The 14,660-nt window shown below is 56.5% G+C and carries 12 protein-coding genes; 3 read left to right on the top strand and 9 right to left on the bottom strand.

Going from position 1 to position 14,660, the window contains the following annotated elements:
- Positions 1-34 precede the first annotated feature (34 nt).
- The 3 genes from pstA to pstS form a co-directional block, all read right to left on the bottom strand.
- The gene (pstA, locus tag HU754_RS14555; RefSeq protein ID WP_093431597.1) at positions 35-928 is read right to left on the bottom strand and encodes a phosphate ABC transporter permease PstA; all 894 of its coding nucleotides are present in this window, start codon (positions 926-928) and stop codon (positions 35-37) included.
- On the bottom strand, positions 928-1,893 hold the full coding sequence (pstC, locus tag HU754_RS14550) for a phosphate ABC transporter permease subunit PstC (protein WP_186622269.1): 966 nt from the start codon (positions 1,891-1,893) through the stop codon (positions 928-930). The genes pstA and pstC overlap by 1 nt, the downstream gene beginning before the upstream one ends.
- A gap of 71 nt (positions 1,894-1,964) precedes the next feature.
- Positions 1,965-2,996, bottom strand: a complete 1,032-nt coding sequence (gene pstS, locus HU754_RS14545; RefSeq protein ID WP_093431591.1) for a phosphate ABC transporter substrate-binding protein PstS — start codon at positions 2,994-2,996, stop codon at positions 1,965-1,967.
- A 533-nt stretch (positions 2,997-3,529) separates the two neighbouring features.
- Here pstS and HU754_RS14535 point away from each other — a divergent pair.
- Together HU754_RS14535 and HU754_RS14530 are read left to right on the top strand one after the other, a co-directional pair.
- Positions 3,530-4,969, top strand: coding sequence for an ATPase domain-containing protein (locus HU754_RS14535; protein ID WP_186622267.1), 1,440 nt, complete (start codon positions 3,530-3,532; stop codon positions 4,967-4,969).
- A 23-nt stretch (positions 4,970-4,992) separates the two neighbouring features.
- On the top strand, positions 4,993-5,355 hold the full coding sequence (locus tag HU754_RS14530; protein ID WP_186622265.1) for a response regulator: 363 nt from the start codon (positions 4,993-4,995) through the stop codon (positions 5,353-5,355).
- Here the strand turns inward: HU754_RS14530 and HU754_RS14525 are convergent.
- Positions 5,350-6,213 (bottom strand): fimbrial protein, encoded by an 864-nt coding sequence (locus tag HU754_RS14525; protein WP_437182488.1) that lies wholly within the window; start codon positions 6,211-6,213, stop codon positions 5,350-5,352. The two genes, HU754_RS14530 and HU754_RS14525, sit on opposite strands and share 6 nt — an antisense overlap.
- 419 nt (positions 6,214-6,632) lie before the next feature.
- On the opposite strand from HU754_RS14525, the gene HU754_RS14520 reads away from it, so the two are divergent.
- On the top strand, positions 6,633-7,172 hold the full coding sequence (locus HU754_RS14520) for a hypothetical protein (RefSeq protein WP_093431579.1): 540 nt from the start codon (positions 6,633-6,635) through the stop codon (positions 7,170-7,172).
- A 75-nt stretch (positions 7,173-7,247) separates the two neighbouring features.
- Here the strand turns inward: HU754_RS14520 and HU754_RS14515 are convergent, their stop codons facing one another.
- The 5 genes from HU754_RS14515 to HU754_RS14495 all read right to left on the bottom strand — a co-directional run bounded on the left by HU754_RS14515 (position 7,248) and on the right by HU754_RS14495 (position 14,599).
- A complete protein-coding gene (locus tag HU754_RS14515; RefSeq protein ID WP_093431577.1) occupies positions 7,248-8,876 on the bottom strand; it encodes a methyl-accepting chemotaxis protein in 1,629 nt (542 codons plus the stop codon).
- Between the two features lie 115 nt (positions 8,877-8,991).
- Positions 8,992-9,453 carry a hypothetical protein gene (locus HU754_RS14510; protein ID WP_093431574.1) on the bottom strand — a complete coding sequence of 154 codons (462 nt, stop codon included), beginning with the start codon at positions 9,451-9,453 and terminating at the stop codon, positions 8,992-8,994.
- 310 nt (positions 9,454-9,763) lie between these two features.
- Entirely contained in the window at positions 9,764-10,147 is a 384-nt protein-coding gene (locus HU754_RS14505; RefSeq protein ID WP_093431571.1) for a hypothetical protein, read from the bottom strand.
- 104 nt (positions 10,148-10,251) lie between these two features.
- Positions 10,252-13,884, bottom strand: coding sequence for a transporter substrate-binding domain-containing protein (locus HU754_RS14500; protein WP_186622262.1), 3,633 nt, complete (start codon positions 13,882-13,884; stop codon positions 10,252-10,254).
- A 7-nt stretch (positions 13,885-13,891) separates the two neighbouring features.
- A complete protein-coding gene (locus tag HU754_RS14495; RefSeq protein WP_093431564.1) occupies positions 13,892-14,599 on the bottom strand; it encodes a response regulator transcription factor in 708 nt (235 codons plus the stop codon).
- Between the last annotated feature and the right edge of the window lie 61 nt (positions 14,600-14,660).

Raw genomic sequence — 14,660 nt, 5'->3', positions numbered from 1 at the left:
GATTTGATGCGTTCAAGGTTCAGATGCTCCGTTCTCAGTACTTGGGCTTGCCGAAAATACGGCTGACAATATTGACGACCAGTACGATCATCACCAGCACCAGCGAGGCCGCCCATGCCAGTTCGAGTTGGTTGTCGAAGGGCATGCCGGAAAAGTTGTAAATCAGCACGGCGAGCGAGGCCGTCGGATTCATGACCGCCAGGCTGCCATCGTGGTAGATCCAGTAGTTGCTGAACAACGCCGTGAACAACAAAGGGGCGGTTTCGCCCGCAGCGCGAGCCACGGCCAGCATGACCCCGGTGAGGATCGCCGGCATGCCGGTCGGCAAGACGATTTTCCAGATGACCTGTGAACGGGTGCAGCCCATGCCGTAGGCGGCATCTTTCATGATCTTGGGCACCATCCGCATCGACTCTTCAGCCGTCAGCACGACGATCGGCAACATCAGCACCGCCAGTGCCACGCCACCGGCCGGCGCCGAGTAAGTACCAGTGGTCATCACGACCAACGCGTAGGCGAATACCCCGGCCAGAATGGAGGGCAGCCCCGTGAGCATCTTGGCGGCAAAGCGCGCGGCGTTTGCCAGCTTGCTGTCAGGGCCCAGTTCCGCCAGAAAGATGGCCGCCATGATGCCAACTGGTACCGCAATGGCGGCGGCGATGCCGACCATGACGAAAGTGCCGGCCATCGCGTTGCCGAAGCCACCACCCGTCTCGAAACCGGTGGGCGGAAGTTCGGTGAAGACCTCCAGATTCAGACGTGCCCCGCCGCGAGTGATCAGCATGTAGAGCACGGAGATCAATGGCACGCTGGCCAATAGCGCACCGCCCCAGACCAGCATGGTCAACACCAGGCTGCGCAGCGCGCGACCTTCAAACTTGCGCTGCAGGCTAGGAAATGCAGCCTCAGAGGACGTGATGTCAGTCATTATTTAGTACCACGCTGGGCATAGACCATGATCATGGAACCGATGATGTTCACCAGTAGCGTGATGAACATCAGGACCAATGCCGCGTACATCAACACTTCAATCTCATTCGGCCCTGCCTCGGGGAAATTCAACGCCAGCAAGGCCGCCAGCGTATTGGCCGGGGCAAAGAGAGAAAGGGATATGTTGTTTGCGTTGCCTACCAGCATGGCCAGCGCCATGGTTTCACCCAACGCGCGGCCCAGCCCCAAGACGAGGGAACCAAAGATGCCGGTGGCGGCAGATGGCACCATCACCTTGAGAATGGCTTCCCAGTGGGTGGTGCCCATGCCGTAGGCAGCCTGCTTGGTTTTCATCGGTACGCCGGTGAGGGCGTCCTGCGACACGGCAGCAATGGTCGGCAGAATCATGATTGCCAGCACCAGCGCCGCCGGCAGCAGTCCAGGTCCGCTCAACGACGTGCCAAAAAAAGGTATCCAGCTGAGTTCGCTGTTCAGCCACTCCGCCAGCGGCCGAATTGCCGGAATTACCACGTAGATCCCCCAGAGACCATAAACGACGCTGGGGATGGCTGCCAGCAACTCGACGATGGTACGGAAGACGGCAGCGAGCTTGGCGGGCAGGAAATCCTGGGTCAGAAAAATCGCCATGCTGACACCGAAAAAACCGGCGATCAGCAGCGCAATGAAAGCACTGTAGAGCGTCCCCCAAATGGCCGGCAGAATGCCGTATTTGCCCTGATTGACATCCCAGACGGACCCCAAAAGCACATCCAGGCCGTGCTTCTCAATGCCGGGAATGGCCTTGCGCCCTACTTCGAATATCAGCGCAAAGACCAGCGTCAGAATCAGCACCACGCCTATTTGCGCTAGCGCACGGAAGACGCGGTCGACCAGAAAGTCCTTTGCGGACGGTGGTTGGCACGCAGAAGCCGGATTAACCGGTACGACAAAAGGTGTGTTCATTGGCTAATTCCGGAATGAAGGGAAACTCTCCCGGCGCTGAAAGCAGGCGCCGAGAGAGGCCTCACGAGCGCTTACTGGATGTTTGCAGACGCTTTGCGAACCTGATCGACGACTGACTGTGGCAAAGGTATATAACCCATCGAGTCGGCGATTTTCTGCCCTTCGGTCAAGCTGTACTCGACCATCTCGCGCATGGCTTTGGCCTTGGCCGGGTTACCGTTGTCCTTGCGAAAGATCATCCAGGTGTAGGAAGTGATCGGGTAAGACTTGGCGCCGTCCGGATCTGGCAGCCAGGCCACCAGGCTCTCGGGCATTTTTACCGCAGCGAGTGCCTCGGCGCCGCTTTCCGCGTTCGGTACCACGTACTGACCGGCCTTGTTCTGCAACTGCGCGAAGTCAACCTTGGCAAGTTTGGCAAAGCCGTATTCGATGTAACCGATGGCACCCGGCGTCTGGCGTACGGTGGCTGTCACACCGTCATTCTTGGGCGATTTGATGAATTTGTCGCTGGCCGGCCAGTTGACGGTGTTGCCCTCACCCAGCGCCTGCTTGAACTCCGGATTGATGGCCGCCAGGTGCTTGGTGAACACCGCAGTGGTACCGCTGGAGTCTGCTCGCACAACAACCGTGATCGGTGTATCGGCCAGTTTCAACTCGGGGTTGGCTGCGGCGATCTGCGGGTCGTTCCAGCGCGTGATCTTGCCCAGGAAGATGTTGGAGTAGACGTCGCGTGGCAATTTGAGCCCTTTAGGATTGCCCGGCAGGTTATAAGCCAGCACGATTTCACCCGCCGTCATTGGCAGCAACTGCACACCCTCGCCCACCTTGGCAATGTCTTCGTCTTTCATCGCAGAGTCACTGGCGGCGAAATCAACGGTTTTATTCAAAAAGTCCTGTACACCCGCACCGCTGCCCTTGGATTGGTAATCCACAGTGACACCCGCCGACTTTTTGCTGAAATCCTTGAACCAGGTGAGGTAGATCGGTGCCGGAAAACTAGCTCCGGAGCCTGTCAGCCGGACGTTTTCCGCCGCGAAGGACATTGAGGTAGCCAACAGAGATGCAGTCACAACGAACGCAGCAGACTTGATCAATCGTTTCATCAAGGAAACTCCTTATAGGGGCTCCTTAACTCTGCAGCAATCTCGTTAAGTTTTTATGAACGTTGGATGGCAGGACCCCGCCTCAATCGTTTTGACCCCTTGCTACCCTTACTCATCGTCCCCCCCTCCTCGCACATACCTATTGCGCAATAGTACCGACGCACATGACTTTCCAGGACTCTCAAGGCAATGGGTGTCCATCCAGGCGACAGTGGATCTGAATTTTTACTCGCCCGCGGCGGCGGCAGGCGCGTGAGAATTCGCTGGCCGTCGCCATGAGTCCGAATCCCATCGCCTGCGTTATCTCAGGTCAGGCAAAGCCCTGCCTGTTCCGCCTTTGTCTTTCGCGGGATTTGGCAATCGAATCTTCTTGCGCGCGGGTTGTCCTTATTCCCGGATTGCGTGCCGCCATTCGCCAAGCGCCACTTTCCAACGCTACTTTGCCTCCACCGCCATGGCTCCAAAATGGAAATGGCGTTAGCATTTCATCCATCCGGCTTAACAAGCCTGTTTTTTCAGATCAGGGTCGCATAGTGGAAAAGCTAAAACGCCTTCAAAGCGGAATCGAAGGGCTCGACGCGCTGCTTCAGGGTGGCCTGGTCGCGGGTGCTTCGTACATCGTTCAGGGCCGCCCCGGTTCCGGCAAGACCATCCTCGCCAATCAGCTCGGCTTCAATCATGCCCGCAATGGCGGTCGCGTTCTGGTCGCCACGTTGCTGGCCGAGTCTCACGACCGACTGTTTCAGTTTCTGTCGACCATGAGTTTTTTCGACGCCTCGCGAGTGGGCGCTGAAATACAGTTTGTCAGCGCTTTCGATACGCTGGAAAACGAAGGCCTCGATGAAGTGGTGAAACTGCTGCGGCGCGAAATCAGCCGGCAGAAAGCGACGGTCATGGTCGTCGACGGTTTGCTCAACGCGCGCTCCAAGGCCGACTCACCGATCGACACGAAAAAATTCATCTCCGAACTGCAAGGCCACGCGGCATTCGCCGGTTGCACCGTGCTGTTTCTCACCAGCTCGCGCCTGGACGACGGCAGCCCGGAACACACGATGGTCGACGGCGTCATCGAAATGGGCGAAGAGCTGTTCGGCACCCGATCGGTGCGCCGCATTCACCTGCGCAAGACCCGCGGCAGCGGCGCGTTGACCGGTGTTCACGAGTGTGAAATCACCGAAAAAGGCCTGGTGGTCTATCCGCGCCTGGAAAGTCTGTACAAACGCCCTTCCGCCCCCGACAGCGCAGACATGACACGCATTCCCAGCGGCATCGCTTCGCTGGATGACATTCTCGGTGGCGGCTTGCACAGCTCCAGCGTCACGCTCGTCATGGGGCCTTCCGGGATCGGCAAAACCACGCTGGGGCTGAAGTTTCTCGCGCAGTCGACGGCCGAAGCGCCGGGCCTGCATTTCGGTTTCTATGAGAGCCCGCAACGGCTGCGACTCAAAGGCCGTTCGCTGGGCATCAACATTGAACAAATGGAACACAGCGGTGCACTGAGCATTGCCTGGCAGCCGACCACCGAGGGCTTGCTCGACGCCCTCGGTGCGCGCCTGCTGAGCCTGGTCGATGAAAAAGGTATCAAGCGCCTGTTCATCGACAGCCTCAGCGGCATGACTCGGGTTTCAACCACACCGGAACGCATCACCGACTTTTTCAGTGCACTGATGAACGAGCTGCGATCCCGAGGCGTCACGGTCTTTGCCTCCTGGGAAATGCGCGATCTGTTCGGCTCCGAGGTCAGCGCACCGAATTCCGACCTGTCCAGTATTGCCGACAACCTGATTCTCATGCGTTTCTTTGAAAATCACGCTGAACTTCGCAGGACGCTTTCCATTCTCAAGATACGTGATAGCTCCTATAACCCTTCGCGGTTCGAGGTAGTCATCCGTGATCAAGATGTGTTCCTGGAAAAGGCTTTGAGAAATGAACCTTCCGTCTCATCCGAGTCATTGCCTGGTTCAATATCGTAAGTCTTCGAGCGGGTTGAAATAACATGACCACCATCCTGGTAGTCGACGACGAGTATCTGATTGCTGACATTCTTGGCTTTGCGCTGGAGGATGAAGGCTACATGACGGTGACGGCCAGCAATGGCAAGAAAGCCCTCGAAGTGCTGGAGAGAGAACGGCCAGCACTGATCATCACGGACTTCATGATGCCGGTCATGGACGGCCTCGAATTCGCCGAAGCCGTGCGTGCTCAGCCTTCCGTCAAACACCTGCCGATCATTCTCATGAGTGGAGCGCAGGCGCACATCGGCATGCAGCGCTCGGATCTGTTTGACGTGGTGCTGCCCAAGCCTTTCGACATTGAAGTGATTGTGGCTGAGGTGAAGAAGCTGTTGGCCTCCTCATAGATACTCAACGACAAAGGCAATTTCGGCATTGGCATTGCCCGCTCTCATTTGTGAATTTGCGGGCTCAATGCGCACGAAGCGCGCTTGCAAGTCTACAGATGCATTCCCGCCTTCCGATGTAGGCGCTTTCATTATGTAGTTCTGATTCAGCTTGAGTGGCTTCCCGTCTCTGAAGCGCATCTGCAATGCCAAACCTTTGGCAGTGGAACTACTGTTCAGATTTACCATGCCAGTATTAGCGTCCCACAGAGGGCTGCCCGCAGTGGGCGAAAAGGAGTAGCGGAAGTTGTTTATTCCGGTAGGACAGTTTTTCATACTGAGAAAAAAGTATTGCTCCTTGGCATAGGCACCGTTCTTCGGGAAATCGCTCAAGTTATAGCTACCCATATCAACTTTTACATCGGGTGTTTCGCAAGACTGTGAGACCACCCGCGTGCCACTTGTATTCAATGCCAGAGGCTCGATTTCAGCAGCGACAAATTTCCCCAATTGGCCTGAGGGTATCGTCGCACTACCGGAAATCTCACCCGTTTTTACAAGACGCAAGATGTGCTGAGTGCCATTCCACCCCCAACCGCCAGCAACGTCGGTGTCTCCCGGAAAGCCTTTCCATGCTTTGCCCGATGGCGGTCGAATCCATTGCCAGCCGATCCCGGTATTTCCAACAGGAAAAATCTGCGCGCCTGATTGGGTGACGCCCACAGAATTGCGAACACCTTCATTGTGTACCGCAGAGCACCTGAACGAACTGGGAATGGCTCCCAGGGTCACGATTGGGCTTTCATAGATAACCGTGCCGTTCGGCGTGTCCCGCGGCACCGAGATCGTGGCCGGAAGGACAACTCGGAGGTCGCCCATGGAATTGTCGGGATAAAATTCGCATACCGCCGCCATTGTATTTGACGACAGCATATACAAGAGTCCGACAATTGATATACGGGATAACTTCATAGCACTCTCTCTGACTCTGCATTGCATGCAAACAACTGAATGATTGACGATGGCGCAAATATTTAATCGGCTGCAAAATCACCACAATCGGAACGAGAAGATAATAAATAAACAGCACTTGCGCAAAAAGTTTATTTATTCAACAAACAGACAATTCTCATAGATTTATAGCTAACTAGCCAAATCGGAAAAACCTATAAAAGGACACGTTATTGAACACCATCCTTTACCAGCGCAGATAACCAACAGACAATTTAAGACTCGTCTTAAAGGCGCAACGGAATTCGGTCATTACACTGTCCACTCTTGAAAGGAGAAACGATTCCGTGAGAGCCCTCGATACCCTCAATAGCCCAAAACCCCAGAGCAACGCCGCCATCTATTGCCTGACGATTCTGGCACTGGCGCTGATCGCCATGACTGTCGCCGCCGGTTATGAGCTCAACAATCTGTTTCCACTGAAGGCCGTGGTGCAAAAGCAGGAGATTCAGCTCACACAGCGAGCCGATGCCATCCAGTCAATGAGCGCAGAACTCAAGCGTCTGGCAGAACAAAAGCAGGCACTGGAGACTGACCTGCTTACCGCGAAGGAACAGGCGAAGGCCGCCGAGACGGCAAAGACGGAGCTCGAAAACACTCAACGCGCGGCGCAAACCAGCGCCGCGTTAGAGGATGAAGATTCACTGTGCGCGATCATCGAGCAAAATATCCGCCTCGTAGCGGACCAGCTCAGTCGCGATGACTTCTTCCGCTTGCGTGATGAGCGCGAAGCTGAAGCCGAAGCGGTGCTTGAAAGCTATGAAAAACAACTCGCCACCTGTATTGAACAACTGACGGCACAAACCGAGCAGCCAACACAGAAATGAGGTAGCGGCCGCTGCACAACAGGATTGACCGCGGATCAAACAAAGCCCTGGTGATCTGGGCTTCCTGCTCACTCTTTACAGCTTGAATTCCTTGGTCAACTTATTCAGCGATGCCGCTAATTGCGAAAGCTCCGCCGACGCAACGGCGGTCTGTTTCGAGCCTTCTGCAGTTTCGCAAGACAGGTCGCGAATGCTGATCAGGCTGCGATCCACTTCGCGCGCAACCTGAGCCTGCTCTTCGGCAGCGGTCGCCATCAGCAGGTTTCGTTCATTGATAAGATTCAGAGACCCAGTGATGTCAGTCAGCACTTCGCCGGCGATATTGGCCATCTCGAGTGTTCTTTCAGCTTGAGAGCGGGTGTGACTCATGGAAGAAACCGCCCTGCTGGTGCCCGACTGAATGGAGCTGACCATGGACTCGATGTCCTCGGTCGATTTCTGCGTACGCTGCGCCAGCCCTCTGACCTCATCTGCAACCACGGCAAAGCCACGGCCCGCCTCCCCCGCCCGCGCCGCTTCGATGGCCGCGTTCAACGCGAGCAGATTGGTTTGTTCGGCGACTTCTCGGATCACGTCCAGCACGCTGCTGATATCGCTCGCCATCGTAGAAAGCGCCTGCACTTCTGCCGAGGTGCCATGCACGCTGGAAACCATCAGATTGATTGCCGCGACCGTTTCGCTGACCTGGGCTTTACCGGCAATGGCTGCGGCGCTTGATTCCGACGTCAGTTGCGAGGTCGATGCGGCGTTGTCCGCGACCTGCTCCACCGCCGCACTCATTTCAGTCACGGCGGTGGCGGCCATTTCGATTTCATGACTCTGACGCTGAGTGATACGCGAAATATCTTCGGTGACGCCGTGCATGACTTCCGAGGTTTCGGCCAACTGCGTGGACGAGTCACGGATCATGATCAGCGCATCACGCAAACTGGCTTGCATCGCGGCCAACGACGACAGCATCTGCGCCGCCTCATCGGAACCATCCAGCGCGATGGTTTCGCTCAAATCGTTGGCGGCGATGCACTCCGCTACCCTTAGTGAGCCTGCAATCGGCACCGTCAGGCTGCGCGTGTACAACACCGCCAGGGCCAAGGAAGCACCGATGGCAATGATAATGAACACACTGACGATCCACAGCGTGTGTTCGTAGACATTGTCGGCCTGCTTGCCCGCTTCATATGCTTCGATCTCGTTGAGAGCAATCAGCTTCTTGAGCGCGACCTGCACGCCGTCCGAGGCGGCACGCATCTGATTCTTTGACAGCGCAATGGCCGCTTCAAGCTGCCCTTTTGCCACGGTTTCAAGGTATTGGTCCTGCGCCTGATCATTGACTTGTTGTGCTTTGGCGAACGCCTCGAAGGCCTCACGCCCGGCGTCAGTTGCCAGCAGATCAATGAGTGCGCGCTGATGTTTTTTGATGAGCTGACGCGACTGTTGAATGTCCATCAAGGCCTGAGCCTTACGCTCAGGTGTTTCGATAGGGTTGCGCAGGCGGGCGTTATTGCCCTTGATTTCGATGAGTTCACGATCCAGTTGTCCGAGTAGCTTGATACTCGGCACGATGGTCGTCTCGACATAGGTCTCCGCCTTATTGAGCAAGTCGACTTGCTGCAAGGCGATCAATCCGATCGCGATAATCATGAGACAGAACAAGCCAAAACACAGCGCCGAACGCGGCGCGAGATTGAGTTTACGAAGCAGCATGATGCCTTACCTTAGAGTGTATTCAAGACAATGGGGCAAACGAGCGGGCAGCAAAGCAGGCGCTGAGCAATAGCACCTCAAAGCACAAGCGGATGACCGCACGAAGGCGCAACAGCTAGCGGTTTGCGCCCGAAGAAAGCGTGGAGTCGGATGAGGCCGGCTCCGCCAGCTCCTTGAGCGTCGGGTCGGCCAGCATCAGAAAATCCGCCAATCGCGGCAGATCGATTTTCGAGACCAGACGCATCCAGCGTTGCGGATGCGGATTGAAGACGGTCTTCGACCACTGATGATCATCACTGGGGTTGAAAATCAGCAGGTGACGAATCAACGGGTTTTCCCCAAAAAAATCGAGCGGATCCATCGCCATCTCGTTGAGCAACTCAGCATTGACGACGACCAGGCTGAGCCGTTGGGGGCAGTAATACGTCAGTACTCTCAGGTCACGATAAGTACAGACGTTCACTACGCTGAGACAGCCCAGCTTGTTGAACTGTTGTTCAATCGACAGACCTCTACGCACGTCGTTATCGGCGATCAGGATCCGCAAGGATCGACTTCGGTTATTTTCAAGAAACATCGGACACCTTTGGCAGCTCCATTCTTCCTTTCAAGAAAATAACCAAAGGGCCAACCTGGCCGATATGAGACTTGTCTCAAAATGACCGCAGGGATCGCTGAGCGAAAACCACACCTTGATGACAAGCCCGCGCTAGCGAGGCCCGGCCTGGTTCAAAGTCTTTGGAGGGAGGGATTTTGCAACGGTGGCGAGCGGCGCAATGCCAGAAGCGCGGGACGGTCGTATACGAACCAGACAATTCTCATTATTAACGCCCCTTTTTGTCAGTAACCTTGAAACAAGGGGCGCAAACTCATTCTTTCTCAGCCCATCAAGGCAGCGTCAACGTCACGACGTAATTGCCAGTCGTTATCTGATGGCCCTTGTTGTCCGTGAGCAGCAAACGCTGGTCGTAATATTTTTCCTGCTCGTGGGTATCGGCAATCATCTTCACGAACACTTGCTGGCGCGGCTCACCCCGCCCTGCCGCACTGACGTTGGTCACCGAGAACATCTGACCAGTGCTCGCCTGCGGACAATCAAGCAGCTCGACAGAAGCAGAAGCACGGCTGGCGCCACTCGCCATGCAACTTGTCTCGACGATCTGTCCGCTGAAGCGAATCACTCCGCTGACAGGCGCAGACTGGGCCGCGCTGACGGTGTCAAAACTCAGCAGGCAGAGACAGGCAATCAATAAAGGACGTCGAATGATCATCGCGAAACTCCATGGTTATTAACCAAGGTATCGCCCGTTGCAAAATGATCTTTAACGTCCCCCTTCAATGCAAGGCCAGTCAGCAGAGCCCTGCGCCAATACGGTTACAGCTCGACCCGTTTGATTTTCTTGATCAGATCAGCCTGTGCATGCTCCAGCTTCAACGCGCTGCGATTGATATCCAGTGGATCGATGACCGGCGCTTCGCACTCGGCCTCAAGGTCGTTACACGCCTCGATGACCTGATGCTCGGCGACAATGCGCGCCGCGCCCTTGATCCGATGTGCCAGGTCAGCCAACAACCCGGGATCGCTTTCGGGTATCAGCGAATGCAGCTCCTCCAGATCCTTCTCACAACTCGACAGCGCCTCGCGCAGCAGTTCTTTCATCATGTCGAGATCGCCTCCGGTGAGCTCGGTCAGACGCTCGCGAATCGACCCCAGCTCCTTGATACCCACCGCAGGCGGGCTTTCAACTGGCTCGGTTTCGACGTCCTTTTCCCAGCCGGCAAGCAGGGTCGACAAGGTGCTGAGACTGATCGGTTTGAACAGACAGTCGTCCATCCCCGCCTCTCGGCATTTCACTTTTTCTTCCGGCTGCGCGTTGGCTGTGAAGCCCAGCACGATACACGGCGCTCCACCACTGTCGCGTTCGTCCAGGCGAATAGTGCGGGCCAGTTCGTAGCCGTTCATGACCGGCATGTTGCAGTCCGTGATCACAATGTCGAACGGCTCCGAACGCCACAATGCCAATGCCTGCGCTCCATCGGCAGCATCACGCACCGCCTGGCCAAGAAAGCTGAGCTGCTGCGTCAGCAGCAGACGGTTGGCGCTCTGGTCATCCACTACCAGAATCCGTAGCGTCGGCACTGGCTTGTCCTGGACAACCGAAACAGGCAGCACCTTGCCGCCGAGCGGACTGAGGATATTGAAGAACAGCGACACTTCCAGGCAGGTGCCTTTGCCCAGCGTACTGGTGATGTTCAGTCGCCCGCCCATCAACTCGCACAACGAACGTGAAATCGCCAATCCCAGACCGGTGCCGCCCCGGTTCGAGGGGCCGTGATTGGCTTGCGAAAACGGCTGGAACAGGTTCTGCAGATCAGCGCTGGAAATGCCGATGCCGGTATCCTCGACTTTGAGATCGACCTGCAAACGTTCGTCAGCAAGGCGTTGGCCGCGAATCGAGACGCTGACATGCCCGGTATCGGTAAACTTGATGGCATTGCCGACCAGATTCGAGAGCACCTGCTGGAAGCGCATCGGATCAACCAGTACGTCACAGCCGACAGTGGCGTCGATATCGAGTTTCAATACCAGGCTCTTCTGCCTGGCCAGGCCGTCGAACACCCGCGCCACGGACTCCACCAGTTCGCGCAGGTTGGCGCGCTTCGGCGAAAGACTGACGTGCCCAGACTCGATGCGAACCACATCGAGGATATCGCCGATCAGTTCCAGCAGGCCTTTCGCCGAGTCGTAGGCGACTTCAATCGCCGGTCGATCGAAGTGGCCCTGCTCGGCGCGCTTGAGGGTGAGTTCAAGCATGCCGATCACGGCGCTCATCGGCGTACGGATTTCGTGGCTCATGGTCGCCAGGAATGTGGTTTTGGCGCGGCTCGACTCATCGGCCAGCTCTTTCGCCGAACGCAACTCTTCGATCAGTTCGCGGCGCTCGCTGATGTCGATCCAGCCGCAGATCACGCCTCTGACTTCGCCCGTCGTGTCGTGATAAGGCTGGATCCAGTGATAAATGATCAGCCGCGTTTCACCGACATGCAGCGTGCGATCCACCTCGTAAGGTTCGTCCCGCTCGATGACACGCAGATAGTCATCGTGAAATTGCAACGCTTCCTGGCGATTGCGCTTGCCGCTTTCGAGCACGGTCTTTCCGATCACGTCCTTTTCCAGCAGGCCAAACGTTTGCAGATAATTGTTATTGCAGGTGACAAGCCGACCTTCCCGATCGCGAACGTAAATGGGATGCGGCGTGCCGTTGATCAGCGCCCCCATGAACTTCAGTTGATCGCCGAGCAAGCGCTCTGCCCGACTGCGCTCGCGAATCTGCCGGCGAATATAGAAATTCCACGCCAGCGATCCGAGGATAATCAAGAAAGCGCCAGCGCTGATCTGGTAGATCAACGTCTTGTAATCGCGCCATGACAAGCCCGAGAACGCAGCAATGGGGCGCCAACGGTTGAGGATTACGTCCAGCTCATCGGGTGGAATGCTCAGCAGAGCCTTGTTCAGAATGCTGACCAGTTCGGTATCGGCACGTCGGGAGGCGAAGGCGAGAAAACCCTTGTTCATGCCGACGATGTTGGAGATGCGCAAACTGTCACTGTAGATGTGAGCGATGTAGTAGCGCGCACCGTGCAACGTGGTAATCATCGCGTCCGCTCGCCCATCCTTCACGTCAGCCAGCGCACCCAGCACTGTCTCGCTGTCGACAATTTCAATGTCGGGATAATCCTTGAGCAACTCACGCTCCGCGGAGCTTTCGGGGACGGCGACGCGCTTGCCGCGTAGCTCCTGCAGGCTTGAAGGCGCGCCTGCATCCTTGGCGGTGACGATCACAAAGGGACTGGCGAGGAACGGGTGAGTGAAACGCATACCGACTTCACGGGAGACCGTTGGCGTCAGCAACGAGATATCGGCGCTGCCATCCAGCAGGCGTGTGCTCAAGCTGGAAAAACTGTCAGTACGCTCCACATCGATCTGCAAACCGGTGCGCCGCTGAATCAGTTCCAGCAGATCGGCGCCGATTCCGCCAAAGTTGCCATCGCCATCAAAGAACGCAAATGGCGCCTGATCATCATTGATCACGAACCGCGCGACCGGGTGCAGCTCAAGCCAGCGTGCTTCGCCGGGTGTCAGATCGATACGTTTGGGTGTCAGTGCCCCGCCGCCACCGGACCAGCGCTTGGTGATTTCGGCTATCTTGCCCTCACCCATCGACTCGATGACCGAGTCGATCAGACGCAGGAGTTGATCATTACCTCGGCGCAGGGCAAAGCTGAAACCGTTGGTTTGCGTTTTGACGAACGAGTGCAGGCGCACATAGTTGAAGTAGTTGAGATTGATCAGATAGTTGCTGGACACCGTATCGCCCAGAAACAGATCGACTTTGCCAAACGCCAGCGCGGCCAGTGCCAACTCGTTGGATGGGAAAAGTACGAACTCGGCATTGGGATACAAACCATGCAGCTGACTGGATGGCAGGTAATCGTCGGCAACCGCAATACGCAAACCGGCCAGATTGGCCGGCATCGGTCGCCGATCATCGCCGCGCATGAACATTGCCGGCACGTCTTCGACATAAGGCTTGCTGAGCGCGACGAGGCCGTCGATCAACTCAAAACTGTTGGAGCTGCCCAACATGTCGATGTCGCCGCGTTCAAGCGCCGCCATGGCATCGCGACGGTCGGGATATGCCTTGACGGTAACTTCGACATGCAAGGCCTGGCCGATAATGCAGGCAATGTCGGCGGCAATGCCCTCATAACGCGTACCGCTGGCGGTCATGACATAAGGCGGGAAATCCGGAAGTGCCGATCCCAATACGAGGCTGCGTTTCTGCCGCAGCCAACTCCAGTCTTCATTGCCCAGATCGACCTGCAGCGTCTTGCAGTCTGATCGACCGAACACCTGCAGAGTGCGCGGCTCTGCTGCCCACAACGACCCGCTACCGAATACGAAAAGCACACTGACGAGCAAAACACCGCGCAACAGTTGAAACATAAGCGTGTTATCCCTGGTTGTCGGCTGTCAGGCTGTGCTGCAACTTGAACAGCTCTGCATCACCACGAATGCCAAGCTTTTTGAAAGCGGCCTGTTTTTGCCCACTGATGGTTTTGCGACTGCGCGAGAACTTCAAAGCAATCTGCGTCACCCCCATACCCTCGAGGCAGCAGCGCAAGACTTCTTTCTCTTTCGGCGACAGCAAAGGATTGCTCAGGAAATCGTCGCTGTGCGCCGCGCCGTCATCATTGGCACCAGCAGGTTCATCGACCGACGCAGGCAGCACATCAAGCTCGAAGGCCATTGCCGGCGACAGGTACAACTGGCCGGACGCTGCGCAACGGATGCCCGTGATCAGGTCATCGACTGGCTGGGACTTGCCGAAGAATCCGCTGACGCCCGCTCCGATCGCCATGTTCACCACCGCCGGGCGCTCTTCAGAGGATGAGACGAGGATGCGCATGTCTGGATATTGCTTGCGCAGAAGCCGAATCAGATTGAGCCCGTCCAGCTCACCATCGTGCAGCTTGTAGTCGAGTATCAGCAGGTCGATTTCGACCTCGCGCAATCCAGCGAGCAACTGCGCGCTGCTCCCGTACACGCCCACGACACTGAACTCGGCTTCGCGCGTCAGCCGCGATTTCATCGCCAGACGTATGAGCGAGTGATCATCAAGGATGGCAACGCGTAACGGATTCACGACTGACCAATGCATGAGCGACTCCATGATGAGGAGGGTTGAAGGATCATCAGCACTTGGCAACCGCAGCAGATCC

The sequence above is a fragment of the Pseudomonas zeae genome (assembly GCF_014268485.2).
GTDB classification, from domain to species: Bacteria; Pseudomonadota; Gammaproteobacteria; order Pseudomonadales; family Pseudomonadaceae; genus Aquipseudomonas; species Aquipseudomonas neuropathica.
This window is presented reverse-complemented; position numbering and strand designations above follow the sequence as displayed.